Source organism: Shivajiella indica (genome assembly GCF_042683085.1).
Lineage (GTDB): Bacteria > Bacteroidota > Bacteroidia > Cytophagales > Cyclobacteriaceae > Shivajiella > Shivajiella indica.
Genome location: NZ_JBHUIV010000014.1, coordinates 89,292 through 114,004, shown reverse-complemented (window position 1 = coordinate 114,004; position 24,713 = coordinate 89,292). Strand labels below are relative to the sequence as shown.

Here is a 24,713-nt window from a genome sequence, read left to right as displayed (position 1 = left end):
ACTGGGAGTATTATTAGAAAAGTTATACTTTTATTCGTAATCAAGTAAGGGTATACTAAGAATTCTTAAATATTATCCAGTTTAACGGAAGTTTAGTTGAATTATGAAGCGGAAGCGGCCAATACTTAAGGAAGCCAAATATTTTATTATTTTCCTTTTTGTAAAATGGCTTTTGTTTTTGTCAAATCTTTTACCGAGAAAGGTATTATTGAATCTTTGCGGTGCATTGGGTAAAATGGCTTTTTATTTAGTAAAGGATTCCCGAAAAAAAACTTTAGCGCATATTACCTTAATATTTGGCCACGTAAAATCTTCGGAAGAAATCCTTTTGATGGCCAAAAGGGTTTTTGAGATGCTAGGGAAAAATGCCGCTGACATTCTTCGTTCAGTAAGCATGAATGATATTATTGCCTTCAAAAAAGTGGTAAATGTTACAGGAGAAGAATACCTGGAAAAAGCCTTCCATTCAAAAAAAGGAGTGATAGTATTGACAGCCCATATGGGAGCATTTGAATTAGTAGGAACCTATTTGGCATTGATGGATTATCGGCCACAGATTATTGGCAAGATTCAAAAGGATCCAAGGTTAAATCGCCTATTAATGGATAATCGAAGGAAAAGAAATGCTGAAGTTATAGAAAGAGGTAAGGATACTTTGAAAGTAGTAAGGAATTTGAAATCCGGAGGAATGGTTGCCATGTTGATCGATCAGGATACTAAGGTAAAAAGTGTTTTTGTGGATTTTATGGGAAAGCCGGCTTCCACACCGGTTGGAGCTGCTCTTTTTGCTCTTAGAACTGGTGCCAAAGTAGTACCAATTGGAATTCACCTTGATGACAAGCTTCAACAACAAATGACAATATATCCTGAAGTCCCAATGTTAAGAATTGGCAATGAGGAAGTAGATTTGGTAAACAATACATTAGCCTTTTCAAAAGCGACAGAATTGTTGATCAATCAGGATCCCACACAGTGGGTTTGGATGCATGAAAGGTGGAAAACCCAAAAAGAGAAAAAACTGATTTAAATTAACTTAAGATTGGTTTTGAGTTTGATAGTGGATAAACAAAAAATTTTTATAGGTTTCAATTTAAGCAAAAAACTTTAGAGACATTAAAACATTTATTCGAAAAGTCATGTCAAGTTTTTTTCTTTCGTAGTATGTGTTAAAAAGCGCTTTTCAAATCCAACATCTTCAGTTTTCATCCAAACATCCCAAAAAGTGAAATACAAACCATAATTGCAGCGATACTTCAAATGGTGCATATCATGATGGGTTGCTCCGACCATCCACCTGGCCAAAGGTGATTGAAGGGTAGATTTTGAATATACTTCCACTCCGGCATGGTTGATGACAGCAGTAACAGACATGGTAATCAACAAAGCGAGTAAAACTGAAAAATGCATTGGCAAAAACAACACCAGCACCGGCAAAAATATAGCCTGTAAAAATGCTTCAATAGGATGGAAAGAAAACGAGGTAAAAGAACTTGTATACAGACTGTTGTGGTGTATATGATGAAAGTACCGAAGCACTTTTGGGCGGTGCATCCATCGGTGTAACCAATAATAGTAAGTTTCATGGATGAAAAGTGCAATAAAAAAACTCATTGGAACCCATATCCAATCCCAAAGAGAAAGTGATGTATAGAGCTGAGTTAATCCTGTTTGCCAACAAATCAGCATAACAGACCCGGAAATGGCAAAAATGATGGCGCCATAAAAAGAATATTCAATTTCTTTTTTCACCTGAGGAATTCTGACCTGTTGATGTAGCCTGCGGTAAGGCATGGAATCTCCGAGTTTTTTATATACCAGTTCATGATAGACCCAAGCCAAAATGATGTAACGCAGGAAAATTCCTATGAATAGGATGGAGGATATGAGAAGAAAATTCAAAGGTTGGCTGTAATCTGTGCCCAATAACCAATCAAGATCAAAATCCATTTATTATAAGTACTTAAGCCTTAAATTTAACCAAAATAGGACATTTAAGTTTCCTGAGGACCAAAGAATTTCGAATTTCCATTGTATGCTACTTATTTTTGAAAGGAAAGATTTTGCGGCCTTTCCAAGTTATTTAACTGAAAAGTTCTGAATTCCAATAGCTGAAGGAATAAACTATTTAGTTCCTTTTTCAATTTTTCAATATCCGCGTATTTGTAATAATCATATTGGGAATGGCTGATGATTTCTATATCTGAATAGTAGGGATAAAGTTCTGAAAAAGTATTTTCGAAAATTTGCTTCAAAATATCTGGATCCAATTTTTCTAGGACTTCCTTAAACACTTGTAGGTATTTGGCATATAAAAATTCATCTGTTGCTATTTTCACATCAAGAGCATCCTCACTGGAAAAAATCAATTTTCCACTTAAAATTCTATCTGTGACTTCTTTTCCCTCATGTGGTGCTTTGGCAAAAATATCATCATAATCCCAAGGGATAATGCGCAATTTGCCTGATTTAGGGTCAGCGTAAAAAAAGACTTCATCTGCATAATCACCGTTATGCACAAAATAGTTAAAGGCTAGCCATCGCATGTAATTTTCCAAATCGATCCTTTCCGAAAGCATTTGATATAACTCTTCGCCCTGGTACTTAGGAAGTATTTTGTAAATCTGTCTAAAAGAATCTACAAAAAACTTACTTTCCTTTTTATCTGCTTTTTTGTTCAGTTTGATTTTATCAATGCTGTGATTGTAACCTCTACGGATAATCAGGGGAGATTTTCTATCCTGTAATGCCCAATCCTGAGGCCGCTCCACAACCAGATAGATACCTTCGCTATTCCCGTTGATTTTGAATTCGGAAAAAGTATAAAAGAGTTCAAACAATTCTAAGTGTTCCATCATTTGGAAAGCCAATCGGTTACGGATGTAATATTTGTCCATAGATAGGCTCAACAAATCAAACTTTTTAAGTTTTTGATTTTTTTCATTATGTTGAAAAGAAGCAGCTGAATTCAAGCTAAAGGCCAGACTTTTTCTCTTGAAGTTTAAGGTAGACTTTCCGCGTGTGTGTATTTCTTCCGGTTCAAATGAGACATTATTTATGTTCAGATTTTTCGCTCTTAAGTTTACCTTTTCACCGGTTATCATGGTCAGGGCTTCATAATCCATTGTAGAAAGATCCAAGTTGATGATATTTTCTATCTGCTTAGAGGTATTTGAGAAGTTAAGGCTAAGGGTTGAATGTACTTGACTTTGAAGGGTAAATGGAAGAATAAACAAAAAAATCAGGACTATTGGCCGATAAATATTTTCGAAGGCCGATAGTTGAGAACAGAAATAAAGAAAGAGCTTCCTTTCAATTTTCATATTCAAAGTGTAAACCTTTAATAATCAAGAAATAATATGAGTGTTTTTTATTGTAATTTATAAAAATTTCTAGTCAATAAAAATTTTCAAAAAGGAGGATGAAAACCCATTTCTTTGTTTTCAAAATGAAAATAAAAAAAAGCGGGACCTATTCGGTCTCGCTTTTAACTTGAAGTTCAATTTCTTCTCCTGTTTCATCCAGGAATTTGTACTCCGTCACCGGGAGTGAAGAATCTTTTATCAGTTTTACCCATTTGAGGTATTTGAAAAACCACCTTACTCTTTTCGAAATAAATCCGTTTGTAAAAAAGGCATAGAGATAAGGGTGTAATCCTATTTGGATGTTTGAAACATTTTGGATAGTTGCAATATGCTCGAGATCTTTTTCCAATTGATCTGCCACGAGGATAGATGCCTGAATTTTTCCGGTTCCGTTACATGCCGGACAGGTTTCCTTGGTGACGATGTTGACTTCCGGTCTTACCCTTTGTCTGGTGATTTGCATCAGACCAAATTTGGTCAAAGGTAATACCGTATTTTTAGACCTGTCATCTTTCATCTCCTCTCTCATTGCATCATAAATGGCTTTTTTGTTATCTGCCTTTTTCATGTCAATGAAGTCGATGACGATAATGCCTCCCATGTCCCGGAGGCGCAACTGTCTCGCAATTTCTTTCGCTGCGACCAGGTTGGTTTTTAATGCTGTGGTTTCCTGGTCACTTTCCTGATTGGACTTATTTCCACTGTTAACGTCAATGACGTGGAGGGCTTCTGTATGTTCAATGATGACATACCCTCCTTGTGGTAAACTGATAGTCTGCCCAAACAGGCTTTTGATTTGTTTCTCTATTCCAAAATTTTCAAAGAGCTTTGCTTTACCGTTGTAAAGCTTTACAATTTTTTCCTTTTCAGGGGCAATGGATCTGATATAAGACCTGATTTGATCATAGATCAATTCATCTTCAACCGTGATTGCATCAAATGATTCGTTGAGCAGGTCCCTGATAATAGAGGAAGCCATACTCATTTCTCCAATAACTTTGTCGCGTCCTTTGGCCTTAGCCAGTTTTTTCATGCCATCTTCCCAAGTCGTCAACAGGTTCCTGAGGTCTTTGTCCAGTTCGGTAACCGACTGGCCCTCAGCTACTGTTCTGATGATGACACCAAAATTGGCTGGTTTGATGGAGGTGATTAAGCGTACAAGTCTTTTTCTTTCTTCAGCACTTCGTATTTTTTTGGATACGTTGACTGTTTCTGCAAAAGGAACAAGTACCAGGTAGCGACCAGCTAAAGAGAGCTCACACGATAGTCTTGGACCTTTGGTAGAGATTGGTTCTTTGACCACCTGTACCAAAACCTGCTGGTTTTTTGAAAGGACATTGGAAATTTTCCCAAGCTTTTCTATGTCAGCATCCTTCTCAAAGCCTTTTAGATTATAAGCAGAGTAATTATTGTTACGGACCAGTTTGGTAAAATTGTTAAGGCTATTGATCTGTGGACCTAAATCCTGATAATGCAGGAATGCATCCTTTTCATAACCAACGTCAATAAATGCAGCATTAAGCCCATTGACGATTTTACGTACTGTTCCTAAATAAATATCCCCGACTTTAAACTGGTTTTCTCCTCCTTCTGAATGGAGTTCTACCAGACTTTTGTCTTTAAGAAGAGCTATCCGACTGCCGTTTTGAGTAGAATCAATAATTAATTCTGTGCTCAATCGTGTCTGATTTTATGATTTAAATGAACGTATTGGTTAAAAACTCAAAAAGAAGAAGTGTATTACTTCTTCTTATGTCTGTTTTTTCTCAGTCTTTTCTTACGCTTGTGCGTAGCGATCTTATGTCTTTTTCTTTTCTTACCGCAAGGCATAGTTTTAAAGATTTAAAGTGGAACAATTATTTATAGCTTATCCAGATAGCTTTCCACACTTGCCAGTACCATAGGGTCTGTGGTCATGCGCTGCACTTCCTGAAATTGCTTTTTTGCTTTATTGTTTTGTTTGGATTCAAAATAACTCACCCCAAGGTAAAACTGGCCTTGGAGATTGTCCGGATGATATCGCACCAATTCTTCAAATCGTTCAGCAGCTCTTTTGTACTGCCCTGACTGCATGGATAATACGCCCATATTATACAGGCCATCCTCATTGGTGGGATCCTCCTCCAAAATTTCCCTCAACATGGTAATACCCTGCATGGGATTGGACGATGACACATAGGTCATGGCCACTTTTGTTTTTAAATCCAGTCGTTTTGGGTCTTTTTCCAAAACTTTATTTAAATACACTCTGGTTTTATCTGCTAGATAAGCAATTTTTTCTTCATTCAATGCAAAAGTGAACGCTTCATAGTAAGCATTACCTGTTTTTTCCAGACTTTCAAGGGTCTCCAATCGGATAGCTGACTGTTCAAGGAAAAAAGCTGCAGAATCAAATTTACCTATCTGAGTGTATAAAGAAGCCAGTGTATCGGCCAAAACAGCAAATTTTTCTTTATTTCCTTCTGATTCCAGTTGGGAAGCAAGAGAAGTTAAAGCCTCTCTTGCTTCTGCTGGAATAGGGGCATCATGCAATTCTTCTACTGGTTTGGAAGAAGCCTGGGCTTCTTCTGATTCAATCGGGGCATCGCCTTCGTCATTATCCACCACTACTCTGGGCAGTGAAAACAGGACACCAATTGAAATTACTCCAATAATGAGAATGATGATCTGTGATTTTTTCATAAAGGAAAATAGCGCTCAGAACTATTCCTGAGGAGCTAATTCTTTAATTTTTTTGCTGTTTTTGATTTTGTCAATAAACACTTTGGAAGGTTTAAAAGCCGGCACATAATGCTCGTCAATCACGATCGCAGTGTTTTTTGAAATGTTTCTGGCGATTTTTTTAGCTCTTTTCTTATTGATGAAGCTGCCAAAACCTCTTACGTAAATATTCTCTCCCTCCGCCATGGAATCTTTTACCACTTTGAAGAATGCCTCAATGGTTTGAGTCACATCGTCTTTCTGAATTCCAGTTTTGTCCGAAATCTTGGTGATTACTTCTGCTTTAGTCACTGTTTGATAAATTTAAATTATTGTAGAATTAAGCTTAAAGACCTATTAACCAACTATTTTTGGGACTGCAAATTTAAAGGAAGCAATTCAATATAAAAACAAAATGTTCAAAATAAGATTGATTTGTTTAACATTGCCTTAATACATTAAATTCTGGGTATTTTGAATAACGAACCATTTGTCCATATATTATTAGAGTGGTACCTGCATCATAAGAGGGATTTGCCTTGGAGAAACACCAATAACCCATATATCATTTGGTTGTCAGAAATTATTTTACAACAGACAAGGGTTGCCCAAGGACTTCCTTATTTTGAGCGTTACCTGCAAAATTATCCTACATTGGAAGATTTGGCCTTGGCACCTTCTGAAGAGGTAATGAGATTATGGCAAGGGCTTGGGTATTATAGTCGGGCCAGGAACCTCCATGATTGTGCCAAATATCTGTATTATAATTTTGAGGGCAATTTTCCGGAAAGCTATTCAGAACTAATAAGATTAAAAGGAGTAGGGTCTTATACTGCAGCAGCAATCGCTTCTTTCGCATTTGCGGAGCCTGTGGCTGTGGTAGATGGGAATGTTTTCCGTGTACTGGCTCGCTATTTTGGAATTGGGACTGATATTGCCAGTGGAAAGGGGAAAAAAGAATTTGAGCAATTGGCCAACAGTATCATTCCCAAAGACAGACCAGGAGAATTTAACCAGGCCATCATGGAATTTGGCGCATTACAATGTGTTCCAAAAAATCCGGATTGCGATAATTGCCCCTTGAAGGGAGGGTGCTTCGCTTATGCTAAAAAAATGGTAAATGAATTGCCGGTAAAAATTAAAAAGTTAAAAATCCGAGAGCGGTATTTTCAGTATTATCATATTATTTGCGGAAGCCAAACAGTGGTGAAGCAAAGAAAAGAGGGGGATATCTGGCAAGGACTTTTTGATTTTCCAATGTATGAGCTTGACAATTTTGAAGATAATTTTAAGGAACCTGTAAGTGTTTTTGAAGATAATTTAGCTTTTGGGACAATTACTGTCATACAAGATGAGCATGTTTACAAACATATACTGACTCATCAAAAAATTTTTGCCAACTTTGTAAAGTTCGTGGTGGATGAGTCGTTTCGTTCGGTTCTTGCAGGCTGGGCATCTGGTAGGGGTTATCTGATGGTGGATACAAAAGAGTTGGAAAATCTGGCAAAGTCCAGGTTAATTTTGAAGTATTTGAACGAAGAAAAATAATCCGTAAATTTATACATGAACTTTTTGTTACACATTTAAACAACAACAATTATGGCCGGAGTGAATAAAGTTATTTTAGTAGGCAATTTGGGAGCAGACCCAGAAGTAAAGCATTTGGAAGGGGACAAAGTGGTAGCAAATCTTCGATTGGCCACCACAGAAGCCTACAAGGACAAAATGGGCAATCGCGTGGAAAATACCGAATGGCATGACCTGGAATTATGGGATGGACAGGCAAGAATAGCCGAGCAATACCTGAAAAAGGGCATGCAGATTTATGTAGAAGGTAAAATCAAAACGGATACCTGGCAGGATGAACAGGGCAATAACAGAAGGAGGGTAAGGATAAGAGTAATCAACTTTACCATGCTTGGTGGAAGACCTGAGGGCACAGGTTCCCAAGTGCCTAACTACAGCTCGCAAACCGTTTCCACCCCCGTCTCTACCATGGCACAGGGCCCGGAAGAAGAGGATGATTTGCCTTTCTGAAAATAAAAAATTGAAGAATTGATCAGGAATTGATTAATTTTGCAATCATCATCGCTATAATTTAATGGAAGACCCATACCCGAGTCTTATGTTGCTGGTTGAAGTCAATCAAATTTCAACCAGCTACATTTTAGCCAACATAATCATTTTTGTGATTTTATTGATCTTGTCCGGACTGGTTTCCGGCACTGAAGTAGCGTTTTTTTCTTTAAATACAGATGACATTTCCAACTTTGATGAAAAAAACAAGAGTGAGGAGAAAGTGATCATGTTGTTGGAAACACCTAAGAGTCTTTTAAGTACTGTCCTTATTTTGAATAATCTGATTAATATTGGGATCGTTACCCTGACGACTTTTTTTACCTGGAGTTTATTTGGTCTAAATGCAACCGGAATTGTAATTATCTTAATTCAAACCATAGGTGTAACTTTTGCGATAGTATTTTTTGGTGAAATTGTTCCAAAAGTATATGCTACAAAAGCTAAGGTTGAATTTGCGAAAATGATGGCATCTCCCATCTATTTTTTTTCTGTGATTTTGAAGCCCCTTTCTTCAATGTTGATGGCAATTAGCAATATTATAGAGAAAAGGATAGAGAAAAGGGGTTATTCACTTTCTGTTGACCAATTAAACCAGGCGCTTGAAATAACCACCGAGGATACCACTGAAGAAGAAAAGGATATCCTGAAGGGAATAGTGAATTTCAGTACACTTTCTGTCCGTCAGGTCATGAGATCCCGGATGGATATAACCGCAGTAGAGATTGAAACTGATTTCCATGAGTTAATGGATAAAATAAATAAAAGTGGGTATTCAAGGATTCCGGTTTTCAGAGAGACCATTGATCATATTGAAGGGATCTTATATATCAAGGATTTGCTTCCTTACATAGAAAAGGATGAGAATTTTGAATGGCAAAACCTTATAAGAAAAGGGTTTTTTATACCTGAAAACAAGAAAATTGATACACTTTTGAAAGATTTTCAGAAGAAGAGGGTTCATATGGCCATTGTGGTGGATGAATATGGCGGTACTTCAGGTCTTGTCACTTTGGAAGACCTGATTGAGGAAATCATTGGAGAAATCAATGATGAGTTTGATGAAGTGGAAGATTTTTATTTCAAAGAGCTTGAAAAGAACACCTTCATTTTTGAGGGCAAAATTTCCCTGAATGACTTTTGTAAAAAACTAGAAATCGACCAACAGATTTTTGATGAGGTAAAAGGGGAAAACGAATCACTTGGGGGTTTGTTATTGGAATTGAATTCCAACCTACCGAAAAACGGGACCAAAATCAGGTTTGATATTTTTGAATTTACCATCCTGGCAGTTGACACAAAAAGAATTAAAAAAGTTAAGGTACAAGTTAATTCAGAGGACAAAGAAATGGAAGGGCATAACCTGGATTGATTTTTTGCCCAACGAATGAAATTTTGCATATTACAATTTTTACAGGTGATTAATTGGCAGAATTTTTAGAGTTTTTGTAAAACAAATCTGCTTATCAATTCCCTTTCCTTAAAAAGTTGTAAAAAAAATTGATTTTTTTTCTTTTACCCAAATTTTTCAAAAAAGATAAAAAAATCATAGATTATGGTAGATAAAAAAACCAATTTTTAAATTTTGATATTTAAATTTAATTTTTTCAGTTAAAAAATTAACCGATACAATATTTTTATTATAAGCAATTAAGGCTCAAAATAGATATCAACTATGCATTTCAAAGGCTGTTTTATTGCTTCAATTTTAAAAAAAGGAAAATATTTTGTAATTTTTGCAACCAAATTTATGAAACCTATTAAACATTATAATAATGAATCAAGGACTATATCGTGATGCTTTTGAACACGATTCCTGTGGGATTGGAGCGGTAGTCAACGTCAAAGGTGTAAAGAGTCATGAGACCATCAGTGATGCCCTTTTTATGCTCAGTAATATGGAGCACAGAGGGGGGCGGGGGAGTGATCCGAAGACTGGTGATGGTGCAGGGATATTGATACAGCTGCCCCATGCATTTCTTAAGGAAGTAACCCATAGGGCGGGTTTCGAAATTCCGGAAGAGGGGAGCTATGGGGTAGGAATGACTTTTTTCCCAAAAAATAAACAGCTCTATAAGAAATCTAAGGCTTTACTGAATAATATAATTGAGGATCTAGGTTTTAACTTATTGGGTTACCGGGATGTTCCTGTGGATGAAACCGTTCCAGGATCAGGTGCCCTGGAAGTGATGCCCAATATTGAAATGCTATTTGTCAGTCATAAAAGAGGATTGACGGGTATAGACTTGGAGAGAAAACTGTATGTTCTTAGGAATTTTTCCTCCAAAACCATCAACAGCACCATTCCGGGAGTAAACTCCGCCTTTTATTTTGCAAGTTTGTCTGCATTTACACTCATTTATAAAGGTCAGCTACGTACCGATCAGGTACTTCCCTTTTATAAAGATCTTCAGAATAACAGGATTACTTCTGGATTGGCTATTGTTCATTCCCGGTTTTCCACCAATACATTTCCCAATTGGAGATTGGCGCAACCGTTTAGGTATTTGTCCCATAATGGGGAAATTAATACTATAAGGGGAAACCTGAACAAGATGAAGTCCAAAGAGACTTTGATGCGCTCAGTGTATTTTTCAGATGAAGAGTTGGCTAAATTGATGCCTGTTACCAATAAGCACAATTCTGACTCCGCTAACCTGGATGCTTTGGTGGAATTATTGACATTGAGTGGCAGGTCTCTTCCCCATGTGATGATGATGCTGGTACCTGAAGCATGGCAGGACAACCATATGATGGATAAGGACAGAAAAGCATTTTATAAATTTCATGCGGCATTAATGGAGCCATGGGATGGTCCTGCAGCCTTGATTTTTACAGACGGCAAATCTTTGGGTGCTACTTTGGATAGAAATGGATTGCGTCCTTTGCGTTATTTTATCACCAATGATGACCGTTTGATCCTATCTTCAGAAGCAGGGGCATTACCTATCAGAGAAGCCACGATTTCAGAAAAAGGCAGGATCAGTCCTGGAAGAATGCTTTTGGCCGACCTAGAGAAAGGAAAGATTTCATTTGATGATGAGATCAAGTCCAATGTTTGTGATAACAAACCTTATGATAATTGGGTCAAAGAGGAAAGATTAAAGCTCCGACTGATGCCAGATCCTGAAACGTTGGAATATCCTTACACCACTGAAGATATCAAAAAAAGGCAGACCATTTTCGGATATACCTCTGAAGAAATCAAGGTGATCCTTGCACCTATGGGTGAATCGGGCTATGAGGCTGTAGGCTCTATGGGAGCAGACACTCCTTTGGCAGTTCTGTCCAAACAAAGCCAACATATTTCCAATTATTTCAAGCAGCTCTTTGCCCAGGTAAGCAATCCGCCAATTGATCCAATAAGGGAAAGATTGGTGATGTCTTTGTTTACCCGGATTGGTGAAAGTCATAATATATTGGCTGAAAGTCCCAGACACACCCGTCAGATTCATATTTCCCAACCTGTTTTGCTGAATGAGGATTTGGAAAAAATCAAGCATTTGGAAGATCAGGGTTACAGGACAGTGACTTTATATGCTCACTTTGAGGCTGATCATCAACCCGGAAGAATGTTGGAAGCCTTAAACCACTTGTGTAGGGAGGCAGAAGGGGCAATTTATGCTGGAAAGAATATCATTATCATTTCAGATAGGAACAGTACCGAAAAGAAAGCGCCCATTCCCTCTCTTCTTGCGATTGGGGCGGTTCATCATCACCTGGTAAAGAAAAAGATCAGAACAAGAGCGGGGTTGGTAGTAGAAGCAGGAGACATTAGGGAAACCCATCATTTTGCTACTGTCATTGGATATGGCGCTTCGGCCATTAACCCTTATATGGCGCTAGAGTCTCTTATCCATATCAATGAAAAGGGTGGTTTTGGAAAAGAAATTAACCAGAAACAGCTTTTCTTAAATTATCAAAATGCTATTGGAAAAGGCCTCTTGAAGGTCCTTTCAAAGATGGGCATCAGTACCCTACAGTCCTATCAAAGCGCCCAGATATTTGAAGCAATTGGACTTGGTCCTGAAGTTATTGACAGGTGCTTCAAAGGAACTGTCAGCCGGATATCCGGAATATCATTTGATGAATTGGCTGAGGAGGTTTTAATCCGGCATCATGCTGCCTATGAAACAGAAAGTCCGATTTTGGAGACGGGAGGAGTTTATCAATGGAAGAGAAGGGGTGAAAAACACCTGTTTAACCCTGAGACTATCCATCTTTTGCAAAAATCCACCAGGCTCAATGATTACAGTTTATATAAAAAATTTGCCCAGAAGATCAATGATCAGAGCAAAGATGCTTTGACCCTAAGAGGGCTTTTTGAATTTAAAAAGAGAATTTCGATTCCTGTAGAAGAAGTAGAGCCTGTGGAATCCATTTTGAAAAGGTTTGCAACAGGAGCCATGTCATTTGGTTCTATTTCCCATGAAGCACATTCCACTTTGGCCATAGCGATGAACCGAATCGGTGCTAAAAGCAATAGCGGAGAAGGTGGTGAGGATGAAATAAGATTTGAGAAGAAGCCAAATGGTGATTGGGAAAGGTCTGCGATCAAGCAGGTAGCTTCAGGTAGGTTTGGAGTTACAAGTAATTACCTGACCAATGCTGAGGAGCTTCAGATTAAAATGGCGCAGGGAGCAAAACCCGGGGAAGGAGGACAGTTGCCGGGTCATAAAGTAGATGATTGGATTGGAAGGGTACGACATTCTACACCGGGAGTAGGTTTGATTTCTCCTCCTCCTCACCATGATATTTATTCTATCGAAGATCTAGCCCAATTGATTTATGATTTGAAGAATGCAAATAGAAAGGCCAGGATCAATGTGAAGCTCGTATCTCAGGCCGGAGTAGGAACCGTCGCTGCCGGTGTGGCCAAAGCACAAGCAGATGTTATTTTAATTTCAGGCGCTGATGGGGGTACAGGTGCTTCTCCATTAAGTTCCATTAGACATGCCGGTTTACCTTGGGAATTAGGTTTATCTGAGGCCCATCAGACTTTGGTTAAGAATAATCTTAGGAGTAGGGTCGTACTTCAAACTGACGGACAGCTGAGGACAGGAAGGGACATTGCCATCGCTACTCTATTGGGCGCCGAAGAATGGGGAATTTCCACCGGGGCATTGGTAGTGGAAGGTTGTATCATGATGCGTAAATGCCACTTGAACACCTGCCCTGTAGGTATTGCTACCCAAAACCCTGAATTGAGAAAGTTATTTACCGGAGATCCCGATCATGTAGTTAATTACTTTATGTTTCTGGCCCAGGACCTGAGGGAAATCATGGCCTCTTTGGGATTCCATACCATTGACGAAATGGTAGGACAAAGTGATGTGTTAAAGGCCACAGGCCATATGAACCACTGGAAATGGGATAAAGTTGATCTGACCCCGATTTTCCATAAGGTTGAGGTTCCCGATCATGTTGGTATTTCCAAGCAGATTGACCAGGAATTTGAACTCAAAAGGATTCTGGATAGAAAGCTCATCAAAGAAGCGATGCCGGCGTTGGAACAGGCAAATAAGGTAATGGGAGAGTTTAAGATAAAAAATACCGACAGGACAGTTGGTGCTATGCTTTCCAATGAAATTTCAAAAATTTACGGAAGTCCAGGTTTACCGGAAGATACTATTCATTATAAGTTCAAAGGATCAGCTGGCCAAACATTTGGAGGCTTTTTGGCTAAAGGTGTCACCTTTGAGTTGGAAGGCGAATCAAATGATTATTTTGGAAAAGGTCTTTCAGGAGGTAAACTTATCATCTATCCTAGCCGAAATGCTCATTTTAAGGCGCATGAAAATATTATTATTGGTAATGTAGCCTTTTATGGAGCCACTTCAGGGGAAGCTTTTATAAATGGAAAAGGAGGGGAAAGGTTCTGTGTGAGAAATTCAGGAGTAAAAGCAGTCATTGAAGGGATTGGGGACCATGGCTGCGAATATATGACAGGAGGTTTGGTAATCAATATAGGAGAAATCGGAAGAAACTTTGCAGCTGGAATGAGTGGAGGTATCGCTTACATTTTGAAAGATTATATCCATTTGATCAACCAGGAAATGGTTGATTTGGATCTTTTGAACGAGGATGATTTTGTCACTATCAAAAATCAGCTTAACAAACATTTGGAGCTGACCAAAAGTGAACTTGCTGGAGAATACCTGGAAAACTGGGATGAGTATAGGAACAGGTTTATCAAAGTAATTCCAAGAGATTACAAAGAAGTTTTAAGAAAAAAAGCATTGGAACAATCAACAACATTGGTGTAATATGGGAGCGAAAGAAGGGTTTTTACAATTTAAAAGAGAATTGCCAGAGTCGCGGTCTCCTGAAGATAGAATACACGATTATAAAGAAATTTATAAGCCTTTTGATGGTGAAAAACTAAATCATCAGGCTGCTAGATGCATGGATTGTGGCATTCCATTTTGTCATCAAGGGTGTCCGCTTGGCAATATCATACCGGAGTTTAACGATGCAGTATACAGAAATGAATGGGAAGAAGCCTTCCATATTTTGAGAAGCACTAATAACTTTCCTGAATTTACAGGCAGAATTTGCCCGGCGCCTTGTGAGGCTTCCTGTGTATTGGGAATAAACAAGGATCCTGTAGCGATTGAACTGATTGAAAAGAACATAGCTGAAAGGGCTTATGAACTTGGATATGTAAAACCAAAACTGCCTAAAAAAAGGACTGGCAAATCAGTGGCGGTAATAGGTTCCGGCCCTGCCGGGCTGGCTGCAGCAGACCAATTGAACCAGGCCGGGCATGAGGTAACCGTATTTGAAAAGGACCATAAAGCCGGAGGTCTGTTAAGGTATGGGATTCCTGATTTCAAACTGGAAAAGTGGGTCATAGACCGCAGGATTGAGATCATGGAGAAAGAAGGTGTAATTTTCAGTAACGGTACGGATGTGGGTTTTAATATCAAAGCCGAGAATATACTTAGGAATTATGATGCAGTAGTATTGGCTACTGGAGCCCAACAGCCGAGAGAACTCAAAATCAAGGGTTCAGACCTCAAAGGGGTTCATTTTGCTATGGAATTCCTAGGAAAACAAAACCAGGTGATTGGTGGTGAAATAAAACAAAATCCGATTTCGGCCAAGGATAAAAATATTATAGTCATCGGAGGAGGGGATACCGGATCGGACTGTATAGGAACATCCAATCGGCATGGTGCAAAAAGCATCACCCAACTGGAGCTCTTGCCCAAACCCCCTAAACAAAGAACGGTATTGAACCCTTGGCCGGAATGGCCGATGACGTTGAAAACTTCAAGTTCCCATGAAGAGGGGGCTGAACGGGTGTTTTCCATACTCACAAAAGAATTTATTGGGAATGATAAAGGTGAGGTAACGGGTTTGGTTTTGGTAGATTTGGAATGGAAAGAGCAAAATGGAAGGATGCAGTTTGTGGAAATCTCAGGGACAGAAAGGACGATTCCCTGTGACCTGGCATTCATAGCCATTGGTTATACCGGCCCAGCTCAAAACGGGTTGTTGGAGGCATTTGGAGTCCAGGCAATGGAAAATAGTCTACCTAAATCAAAAGATTATCAAAGCACCAATAAAAAGGTATTTCTTGCCGGAGATATGCGAAGAGGCCAGTCACTTGTGGTTTGGGCCATTTCTGAAGGCAGGGAGGCAGCTGTAAAAGTAGATGAATTCCTCATGGGTAACTCCCAGCTCCCCAAAAAAGATGAGGGTTATTTTGAAGTGGAGGAAGATATCATCCATGAATAATCGAAAGCAGTAAGCCTAAAATAAAAAGAGTAAGCGTGAAAGTAAGTTTAGTGATTGGTTATAATATTATTATTATGCCAAAATCAAAAAAAAGAGCGGGTTCCTGGCCTGCTCTTTTTAGCTTTATAGTAAATTCACTCTCAGAGTTGTTAGGCATTTTTTCAATATTTAATAACTATTTCTATTTTTGGAAATGAAAGATCTGAAAAATTTTGGCTTTGAAATAATATTCATCATTTTACTATCATCTTGTATGGATGATAATTCAGAATTTACTTCCCAAAATCTTTATGGAACATGGGAAAAAAGCCAATTCAATCCCGAGCTTCAATTGTTTAATGTCAATGCTTTTATTTTTAAGGAAGACGGAACATTTGAAATCAGGGGATCCTATCGACAACAAGATGTACAGATTGACCTGGGTTATTATTCTTTAAGTACCGGTAATTATGTGCTGAATGGAAACAAGCTCATTTTCTCAAATTTGACTTACTTTATCCTGCCCCCTGATTCAGATCAAATATATGTCTTATTGGAGGAGTTGATTGAATTGGTACCTGAAGAGGGGAATGAAATGAATAGTTTTCAGGTAGAAATTTCCACCAATAGTGGGAAAAATGAGTTGACGATCGATTATGGCCCATGCGCTCCCAACGAGCTGTGTTTAGGTCCCCAGACTTTTTATAAAGTGAGAAGATAGGTTTCAAACATTTGTTTATCGGGTAACTTTAAAAGAAAAAAGCAGGAATTTCCTGCTTTTTTCAACCAATATAACCCAATCAACCTAATCTTTTATCTGTGTCTTTCGGAACTGTGTCTTTCTTGACGTGTTTTTTCCCCTCTTGAACCGCCTCTTCCATTCCTACTTCTTTCATCAATTTTTCTTCGGTTTTCTGCCCTTATTTCTTCCCACTTTTCCTTTTGTTCGGGGGTTAAAACAGCATCAATTTGAGCCCTTTGACTTTCCATTTGAGATTTCATTGCCTCTCTTCGGGCTTCCATTTCTATCCTTCGCGCCTCCATTTCGGCTTGTCTTTTTTGTGCATTTTGTAGGTTAATCGCGTAGATTTCCTGTTTCTGTACTTCCGTAAGCTCAAGTTGTTCGGCCATCCTGTCGGTCATTCTTTCAGCCCTCTGTTCAGGAGTTGGCTTTTCTTTTTGCTGTTCCCTTTGGCCAAAAGCGGCTAGGGACAAAGAAAATATTATGGCAATCATCAATAGCTTTTTCATGGTTTCTATGTTTTTTCTGAAACTTTTTTTAATGTTAAGCAGATAGAGGTTTATTTCCCGGGATAAAAAACCCATCTTAAATGCTGAATTCGAAAGTTAGACCCATGTAGGAAGTAGAGGTTTAATTCTATTTCATCATTATTTTGTTAATAAAACTTAAAATTGATATGGATAAATTTTACTATTTCGGTTATGCAAGTAATCTACACACCGAAACTTTGGAAGGAAGGCTGAGGAATCCCCCGCGAAAAATAGGTTTGGGTGTACTGCCACATTTCGGTTTTCGGTTTAATTTTCCAAATTCAGATGGATCAGCACGGGCGAATATTGTACCTAGCCAAAATGAATCTGTTTATGGGATATTATTTGAAATCAGTGAAGAAGACAGGGCTTATTTTTTGAATTCTGAGCCCGGTTATGAATTTGTAAAAGTTCAGATTTTTACCAAAAGAGGATCTGTGGATGCATACACATTTATTTCAAAAAAAACCCAAGAAGGTATTTTCCCAAAAGAAGCATATTGGAAAATAATCTACCAGGGAGGAATGGAAAACGAAATTCCCAGCACTTATTTATCCCAGATATTAAACAGGGTGGGAAGGACCGAGCCGGAATGAAATTCAGAACGGAGGTTTATTTAATTAATTGGTGGATATAATTCTTAATCCTCGTAATCTTTTTCCTCAAGCATCCACTGTCGTTTGAAGTCTTTAACATAACGGGGACGTATCAGAAGCCTTAAACTGGGATCAAATGATAGATATTTCCAAGACCATGTCAGGAAGACCATCAATTTGTTTTTAACCCCCAGAATAGCCATGAGGTGGACAAATAACCAAACCAGCCAGGCAAATACTCCATGAAAGCTTACAAAAGGGAGATCAACCACAGCCATTGATTTGCCGATGGTAGCCATTGAACCCAGATCCTTATATTTAAAGGGTTTCCAACTCTTATTTTTTAATTCCTCTTTAAAATTTTTAGAAAGGTTGACAGCTTGTTGGATGGCCACTTGGGCCACTTGGGGATGTCCTTGAGGAAATTTATCTTCTGTCTGCAGGCATTGGTCTCCCAGGACAAAAATATCCTTTTCATTTATTAGACGGTTAAATTCATCCACCAAAAGTCTTCCGTTTGGAGCTTTTTGGTTTTCTTCAATTCCTTGTAGGGTATTGGCTTTAATACCGGCAGCCCATAATAAAGTCAGGGTTTCAATGGGTTCGTTCCCTTTTAATTTGACTGTAAATCCATCATAATCCTCTACCATGGTATTGAGCAGGACTTCTACGCCTAATTTTTTAAGGTATTCGAGCGCTTTTTCTCTTGATTTTGGCAATAGACCGCTTAAAAGAGAGCTTCCCGCTTCAATGAGAATTACCCGCATATTTTTGAAGCTGAGCTGAGGATAATCTTTTGGAAGCACTTTATTTCTAAGCTCAGCAATGGAACCAGCCAATTCTACTCCGGTTGCCCCTCCTCCCACAATAACCACATTCATGATGGGTTTTCGGTCTTCTTCCCTGGCCAGATTGACTGCTCTTTCATAATTGGAGATTATTTTGTTCCGTATATAAAGTGCCTCAGAGGTGGATTTCATAGGAGCACAGAATTTTTGGATGTTTTGATTTCCGAAATAGTTTGTATTGGCACCTTGCGACAATACCAGGTAGTCATAAGAAATCGTACCTAGATTTGTATGTAAGGTTTTGGTGCGTTTATCAATTTCCTTCACCACAGCCATCCTGAAAATAACATTATCTTTCTTATGAAAAATTCTTCTTAACGGGAAAGAAACAGCACTGGGAGAAAGGGCTGCTGTAGCTACCTGGTACAAAAGAGGTTGGAACATGTGGTAATTGTTTTTATCCAACAAAACCACCTGATATTGGGTGTGAGCCAGTTTTTGAGCCAGTTTTAACCCTGCAAAACCTGCTCCTATGATAACAATTCTTTTTTTTGAAGGATCTGGAATATTGGGGATTGGAAGTAATTCAGGAGAAGTCATCATAAAAATATTTGTTTCAAAAATCCACTTGAGTAAATCTAAACAAAAAACTATAGAAAAATTGGTGTTAAGTCGAATTAATGTGGTTTTGAAAAGTCAAGTTTTGAATCCTTTTGAAAAGATTTGTTAATTTTACCCGACTTTTAAAAAACTGAAGAAATGGGAAGAGCATTTGAATTCCGTAAAGAGAGAAAATTTAAACGTTGGAGCCAGATGTCCAAGGTTTTTACTCGGCTGGGCAAGGAAATTGTTATGGCGGTTAAATCAGGGGGACCAGATCCTGCAAACAATTCCAAATTAAGGACGGTAATTCAGAATGCCAAAGGGGCATCTATGCCCAAAGATAGAATTGAAGCAGCCATAAAAAGAGCATCCAATAAAGACGAGAAAGATTATGAGGAGTTGGTGTATGAAGGTTATGGTCCATACGGGGTCGCAGTGATTATTGAAACCTCAACTGACAATACCAATAGGACGGTGGCCAATATTAGAAGCTATTTTACCAAATCCGGGGGATCTTTGGGGACTTCAGGTTCAGTAAGCTTTATGTTTGACAAAAAAGCGGTTTTCCGATTTGCCCATGGAAACTTGGACATGGAAGAATTGGAACTTGAACTGATTGATTACGGATTGGATGAAATAGCTGAAAATGAGGGAGAAATATTTGTTTACACCTCCTTTGAGGATTTCGGCAAAATGCAAAAAGCTTTAGAGGATAGACATATTGAAATCATCAATGCAGATTTTCAGTGGTTTCCAGCCACAACTGTGGACTTGACCGAAGAACAGGAAGAAGATATCAATAAACTGATTGAAAGGTTGGAGGAAGATGATGATGTTAACCAGGTATTTACTAATGTAGCCTAACTTATTATTTTAAAGCTGCCGATTGGCTTTGCAGTTTATTACCCTACTCATAAAACCATGAATTTTCCAAAAAGAAGAAATATACAAGAAGAACTTCGCCAAAAACTAATAATTGTAGGGAGTAAAAATCCAGTTAAAATTGCCAGTACGGATGCTGCATTTCATCAGGCCTTTACCGGGGCATTTTTGGTTGAGGGGCTCAATGTTGGATCAGGTGTTTCAGATCAACCTTTTGGGGATGAGGAAACATTGAAAGGAGCAATGAATAGGGCTAAAAATTCCAAGGCAGTTTTCCCTGAGGCAGATTTTTGGGTGGGTATTGAAGGCGGTGTCGAAAGAGTTTCGGGAGAAATGCAGGCTTTTGCTTGGGTTGTTGTATTGGATAAAGAAGATAAAATAGGAAAATCAAAGACCTCAACTTTTTTTCTGCCAAAAGCAATCCTTGATTTAGTTGATACTGGAATGGAGCTTGGGGAAGCCGATGACATTGTTTTTGAAAGATCCAATTCGAAACAGGGAAATGGGGCTGTTGGAATTTTAACAAATGGGGCAATTGACAGAAAGGAATACTACCAACAGGCCGTGGTTCTGGCCCTGATTCCATTTATCAAGGAAGATTTATTTTAAGGTTATCAAGGAAAGAGGATAAGGCCTTTCTCCAATCCGGGTCTGCATCCCAGACAGGCCCAAAATAAAGTTCATCCCGGATGATTAACCTTATGTAATATTTAACAACTATTCTTGTTTTTTCATCAGGATTTTCTATTTCAAGCCCCATACTTTTCATCAAATCTCCTTCTTTTCCTTCAAGTCGTACCAAAATAAACTGGATTCTCTCTCTGACCAATTCCGCATCTCCTTTTATGGAGGTTAGGAATTCATATTGATAAGGATAATGTGCTTCAAGCAATTGTTCCAATCCTGCCCTTTCAGAGGCCTGTTCGGCTAGAATTGCCTGTTCAGTTTTGCCCAACATATCATATCTGTAAGACATAAGCAAACCTGCATCACCAGAAGATCCAGATAAAGGAATGCCCAATTTAAAGACATCCAGGTTTAAGGGATTTTTTGCGATGAATTTTTTTGCACCTTGAATGCCTGATTCAGAAAGCGGAAATTCAGGAACTTCAAGCACCAAGAGATTATTTGATTTTGAGGTTTTTCCGAGATTATTTAAGTTTTCTACCAAAAGATCCAGGGAGGTGGCCTGAATTCCCCATACACCTGAACTTGGTACTAAGTTTTTATTTTGGGTGAAAGGAGCTATGTGAAAGGCAAGATCCCCATTGGACTTTCTGGTAAATATAATAATGGAGCGTATCTGTCTTTTATTAAATGCAGCTGCATAGCCGGCCTGAATTTCTTCGGAAAGTGCGACATCTTCCAATTCATAATATGATACAGGGTCTCCTCCGGCTTCCAGTATGGCTGGATGTATGATTTCAGCAATATCCTGCCATTCCATGGCTGGCCTTGCCTGTGGTGAATTAGAAATCAAAACCACCGATTTTCCATCCAAAAAATAATCCGGCAATCCTCCCTGGCCCCAGGATGTGGTTTGGATAAGGGAGAAAAGCAGCAATGCAGAAAGATATTTCATTGGTTAAATGTATTCTGGTAATTTTCCTTTATATTTTTACGAAATATACTTAATGACAAAATATAAACTCTAAAATGGGGAAATTATTGAGAAATGCCTTAATCATTTTTTGCCTTATACCGGTTTTAGTTTCAGCCCAAAAGATAAATTCAATTCAATTATTGGCAGATCTTGAATATTTGGCTTCAGATCATCTTGAAGGCAGAAAGCCACTCTCTAATGGAAGCTTACTTGCCAGACAATTTATTAAGCATAGATTTCAGGAATTGGGATTGACCTCTCAATATCCTGATTTTACTCAATATTTTAGCTTTGTTAACAGAAGGGATGGTCGAGTTATGGAAAATGCAGCCAATATTGTTGGTTTTATTCCAGGTGAGCAAACAGATCAATTAATAGTTATCATGGCCCATTATGATCATTTGGGTAAAATAGGGGAAAGTATTTTCAACGGTGCTGACGACAATGCTTCAGGTACTGCCGCAGTTATGGCCATAGCGGCTTATTTTTCCCGAAACAGGCCTAAACATTCAATGATGTTTGTTGCTTTGGATGCTGAGGAAATGGGACACCAGGGGGCTAAGGCTTTGGTAGCAGATTTTCCATTTGACTTGAAGAATGTAGTTTTGAATATCAACTTGGATATGGTCAGTAGAAATGATGACAACGAAATCTATGCAGTAGGAACCTATCATTTTCCATTTTTAAAACCCATGATCCATAAAGTAAGCGAAGGCCGTCAACCCAAGCTCCTATTTGGACATGATGAACCTGGTTCGAGTCTGAAAGACTGGACAATGTCTTCTGACCACTCACAGTTTTTTATCAATGATATTCCGTTTATTTATTTTGGCGTGGAAGATCATAAAGATTACCATAAAGAAACAGACATCTTTGAAAATATTCATCCCGAATTTTATGTTTCGACAGTAGAGCTTATCCTGGAAATTATCATTTCTTTGGACAATGGTATGATTGAGAAGAAATGATTGGAATTGATGTTGACTTCAAACTTATCAATATAGTTAATTTAATAAAAAATTAAACTTTTTTATTTGGGAAGGAATAAAATTCCTTAGCTTTTTGATTTTCAATTAAATAGGCTTCAGGAAAATAATTTCAATAAAAATTACTTGAAATTTTGTGGAAGAGAAAGGGATCAAATATTAGATAAATCCAAGAATATAAAGGTTGAAACATTATTCTGTTTGGTGAAATTATCCACTGCTATTCACTTTAATAATTTTTGTAAAAAACTCATTTCCAGTTAGATATCCACAAATAGGTATGTTTCTCAATTTAGCTAAACATCTGAAAATCAGACATATAAGTCAAAATTATTGACCTATGTGGATAAATGTGGATAAATGTGGATAAAAAAAGCTTGTTTTTTTGCATCTATGAATACGGTCAAATTTGAGGCCTTTTTAATGATTGGCTAAACAGGACTTTAATTTATCCGTTTATTTTTTTCAGGGATTTGGATCGAAGATTCAGAATAAAATTTTAAATCTGAAAGGCAAAGCTTTAAAAAGAAGTAGACCTAATTTTTTAATCATTTTTGTAATTTCAGAAAGATTAAAGTATCATATTGGAAAAATCATATTTTAATTTTTGAAATTCAATTTTCTGTAAGTACCATAAATCTAATTCTTGACGAAATCAATATTGAAGAACCCTCACTTTATTTTGAAACAGGGTCGGTTTCCAGTTAGGGAAAAAAAAGCTGATTCTCCAGGAATCAGCCTTTTATATTAAACAGCTTTTGCTTTATCTAATTGATCAATGATATCTTCATAATCCATTTTATCCCAATTTTCGGTAATGAGGGGATCCGCCATGACTCTATCCATGATTTTTTCCTGCAGTTTTCCAAGTGCATAAGCCTCAGAGTAAGGCATATCAGAGAAGGTAACCATGGTATACAAAGGAATCCAATCTTTTGGAAATAATTGGTGTAATTTGGCCTCTATTTTCTTCCTGATTATGAATTTTGGATCGGCAACCTGTTCTTTCATTTCCTCAAAATTCTCCATGGCCAATTGGGAAATGGCATCAGTATCCGGTTTTCTGATTTTTTGGAATTTGGCAAAGACAAGTTCCCAGGCAGTTGTTCCTAATTTTTCAATCAAGTTATCGAGAATATAACAATCTTCAAATCCACAGTTCATCCCTTGGCCATAAAAAGGAACCATGGCATGTGAGGCATCCCCAATCAATAAGGCTTTATTTAACATCCAAGGATAACATTCAATATCAATCAATGCAGAAGTTGGATTGGTAAAATACTGATCAGCGAGTTGTGGCATTAATTGGTAGGCATCGTCAAAATAAGTTTTAAAAATTCCTTTTAAGTCTTTTTCATCCCTGATATTCTCAAAAGAGACCCTACCTCCCTCAAAAGGCAAGAATAATGTACAGGTAAATGATTTATCGGGATTGGGTAACGCAATGAGCATGAAACTTCCTCTTGGCCAAATATGCAAAGCATTCGGGTCCATGGCAAAGTCTCCGGATTCAGTAGGGGGAATACTCAATTCTTTGTATCCATGGGAGATATATTGCTGTTTGTAATTAAATCGAACTTGCTTCAACATAGCATTCCTTAAAGAGGAATAAGCACCATCAGAACCAATAATGACCTCAGATGAAATTTTTTCAAGTAAATTTCCTGGACTGCTTACAGTCAGTTCATTAAAGCGAAGATCTATATCTTCGATTCTATGTTCAAAATTAATTTTTACTCCAACTTTTTCAGCCTCATTAATAAGCAACTGATTGAATCTACCTCTGGATATAGAATAAATAGCCTGTCCTTCTTTACCATAAGGAATAAAGCTGGTGTCGCCGTGTTCATTATGTATTTTCCTCCCATACATGGGGATGGTCAAAGGAAGAACTTTATCTTTTAGGCCTGCTTTTTCCAATGCCTTCCAACCTCTGTCACTGAGTGCCATGTTGATAGACCGGCCTTCCTCTTTATATTCCTGATTTCTGTTATCGGCTCTTTTTTCGTAAACGGTTACGTTAAGATCCCTTTTTCTTAAATATATGCTCAGCAATGATCCTATTAAGCCGGAGCCTAAGATGCTGATTTCATTCTTTTTCATAGGTTTGAGATTGTTGCCCT

At 38.0% G+C, this 24,713-nt stretch carries 20 protein-coding genes; 11 read left to right on the top strand and 9 right to left on the bottom strand.

All coding sequences use genetic code 11. The features are described 5' to 3' along the window. Window positions 1-103 precede the first annotated feature (103 nt). Entirely contained in the window at window positions 104-1,027 is a 924-nt protein-coding gene (locus ACFSKV_RS09015) for a lysophospholipid acyltransferase family protein (protein ID WP_380801628.1), read from the top strand. Between the two features lie 107 nt (window positions 1,028-1,134). Here ACFSKV_RS09015 and ACFSKV_RS09010 read toward each other — a convergent pair whose 3' ends face one another. The 5 genes from ACFSKV_RS09010 to ACFSKV_RS08990 all read right to left on the bottom strand — a co-directional run bounded on the left by ACFSKV_RS09010 (window position 1,135) and on the right by ACFSKV_RS08990 (window position 6,374). Beyond that, complete coding sequence (locus tag ACFSKV_RS09010; protein WP_380801627.1) at window positions 1,135-1,947, bottom strand: sterol desaturase family protein; 813 nt, start codon at window positions 1,945-1,947, stop codon at window positions 1,135-1,137. A 92-nt stretch (window positions 1,948-2,039) separates the two neighbouring features. After that, entirely contained in the window at window positions 2,040-3,320 is a 1,281-nt protein-coding gene (locus tag ACFSKV_RS09005; RefSeq protein ID WP_380801626.1) for a CotH kinase family protein, read from the bottom strand. Between the two features lie 148 nt (window positions 3,321-3,468). Continuing rightward, window positions 3,469-5,040 (bottom strand): Rne/Rng family ribonuclease, encoded by a 1,572-nt coding sequence (locus ACFSKV_RS09000; protein WP_380801625.1) that lies wholly within the window; start codon window positions 5,038-5,040, stop codon window positions 3,469-3,471. Window positions 5,041-5,222: 182 nt separating this feature from the next. After that, window positions 5,223-6,044, bottom strand: coding sequence for a tetratricopeptide repeat protein (locus ACFSKV_RS08995; protein WP_380801624.1), 822 nt, complete (start codon window positions 6,042-6,044; stop codon window positions 5,223-5,225). A gap of 21 nt (window positions 6,045-6,065) precedes the next feature. Further along, complete coding sequence (locus tag ACFSKV_RS08990) at window positions 6,066-6,374, bottom strand: HU family DNA-binding protein (RefSeq protein ID WP_123952452.1); 309 nt, start codon at window positions 6,372-6,374, stop codon at window positions 6,066-6,068. A 162-nt stretch (window positions 6,375-6,536) separates the two neighbouring features. Here ACFSKV_RS08990 and mutY point away from each other — a divergent pair, with 162 nt between their 5' ends. The 6 genes from mutY to ACFSKV_RS08960 all read left to right on the top strand — a co-directional run bounded on the left by mutY (window position 6,537) and on the right by ACFSKV_RS08960 (window position 16,581). Beyond that, window positions 6,537-7,610 (top strand): A/G-specific adenine glycosylase, encoded by a 1,074-nt coding sequence (gene mutY / locus ACFSKV_RS08985; RefSeq protein ID WP_380801623.1) that lies wholly within the window; start codon window positions 6,537-6,539, stop codon window positions 7,608-7,610. A gap of 51 nt (window positions 7,611-7,661) precedes the next feature. Beyond that, window positions 7,662-8,099, top strand: a complete 438-nt coding sequence (locus ACFSKV_RS08980; protein WP_380801622.1) for a single-stranded DNA-binding protein — start codon at window positions 7,662-7,664, stop codon at window positions 8,097-8,099. Between the two features lie 64 nt (window positions 8,100-8,163). Continuing rightward, window positions 8,164-9,510: a gliding motility-associated protein GldE gene (gldE, locus tag ACFSKV_RS08975; protein WP_380801621.1), complete on the top strand. Its 1,347-nt coding sequence runs from the start codon at window positions 8,164-8,166 to the stop codon at window positions 9,508-9,510. 403 nt (window positions 9,511-9,913) lie between these two features. Beyond that, the gene (gene gltB, locus ACFSKV_RS08970; protein WP_380801620.1) at window positions 9,914-14,404 is read left to right on the top strand and encodes a glutamate synthase large subunit; all 4,491 of its coding nucleotides are present in this window, start codon (window positions 9,914-9,916) and stop codon (window positions 14,402-14,404) included. Window position 14,405: 1 nt separating this feature from the next. Beyond that, window positions 14,406-15,881, top strand: coding sequence for a glutamate synthase subunit beta (locus ACFSKV_RS08965; protein ID WP_380801619.1), 1,476 nt, complete (start codon window positions 14,406-14,408; stop codon window positions 15,879-15,881). A 253-nt stretch (window positions 15,882-16,134) separates the two neighbouring features. Next, window positions 16,135-16,581, top strand: a complete 447-nt coding sequence (locus ACFSKV_RS08960; RefSeq protein ID WP_380801618.1) for a hypothetical protein — start codon at window positions 16,135-16,137, stop codon at window positions 16,579-16,581. Window positions 16,582-16,673: 92 nt separating this feature from the next. Here ACFSKV_RS08960 and ACFSKV_RS08955 read toward each other — a convergent pair whose 3' ends face one another. Next, entirely contained in the window at window positions 16,674-17,111 is a 438-nt protein-coding gene (locus ACFSKV_RS08955) for a DUF4890 domain-containing protein (protein WP_380801617.1), read from the bottom strand. 167 nt (window positions 17,112-17,278) lie between these two features. On the opposite strand from ACFSKV_RS08955, the gene ACFSKV_RS08950 reads away from it, so the two are divergent. Beyond that, on the top strand, window positions 17,279-17,728 hold the full coding sequence (locus ACFSKV_RS08950) for a gamma-glutamylcyclotransferase family protein (protein WP_380801616.1): 450 nt from the start codon (window positions 17,279-17,281) through the stop codon (window positions 17,726-17,728). 44 nt (window positions 17,729-17,772) lie between these two features. On the opposite strand, the gene ACFSKV_RS08945 is transcribed toward ACFSKV_RS08950, so the two are convergent. After that, complete coding sequence (locus tag ACFSKV_RS08945) at window positions 17,773-19,116, bottom strand: NAD(P)/FAD-dependent oxidoreductase (RefSeq protein ID WP_380801714.1); 1,344 nt, start codon at window positions 19,114-19,116, stop codon at window positions 17,773-17,775. 159 nt (window positions 19,117-19,275) lie between these two features. On the opposite strand from ACFSKV_RS08945, the gene ACFSKV_RS08940 reads away from it, so the two are divergent. Both ACFSKV_RS08940 and yjjX read left to right on the top strand, forming a co-directional pair. Continuing rightward, window positions 19,276-19,983 (top strand): YebC/PmpR family DNA-binding transcriptional regulator, encoded by a 708-nt coding sequence (locus ACFSKV_RS08940; RefSeq protein WP_380801615.1) that lies wholly within the window; start codon window positions 19,276-19,278, stop codon window positions 19,981-19,983. A 57-nt stretch (window positions 19,984-20,040) separates the two neighbouring features. Continuing rightward, window positions 20,041-20,610 (top strand): inosine/xanthosine triphosphatase, encoded by a 570-nt coding sequence (gene yjjX / locus ACFSKV_RS08935; protein WP_380801614.1) that lies wholly within the window; start codon window positions 20,041-20,043, stop codon window positions 20,608-20,610. Here the strand turns inward: yjjX and ACFSKV_RS08930 are convergent. Next, on the bottom strand, window positions 20,591-21,583 hold the full coding sequence (locus tag ACFSKV_RS08930; protein WP_380801613.1) for an NTPase: 993 nt from the start codon (window positions 21,581-21,583) through the stop codon (window positions 20,591-20,593). The genes yjjX and ACFSKV_RS08930 overlap by 20 nt on opposite strands. Before the next feature lie 74 nt (window positions 21,584-21,657). Here ACFSKV_RS08930 and ACFSKV_RS08925 point away from each other — a divergent pair, with 74 nt between their 5' ends. Beyond that, a complete protein-coding gene (locus ACFSKV_RS08925; protein WP_380801612.1) occupies window positions 21,658-22,572 on the top strand; it encodes a M28 family peptidase in 915 nt (304 codons plus the stop codon). A 765-nt stretch (window positions 22,573-23,337) separates the two neighbouring features. On the opposite strand, the gene ACFSKV_RS08920 is transcribed toward ACFSKV_RS08925, so the two are convergent. Beyond that, window positions 23,338-24,693, bottom strand: coding sequence for an FAD-dependent oxidoreductase (locus ACFSKV_RS08920; protein WP_380801611.1), 1,356 nt, complete (start codon window positions 24,691-24,693; stop codon window positions 23,338-23,340). Window positions 24,694-24,713 lie beyond the last annotated feature (20 nt).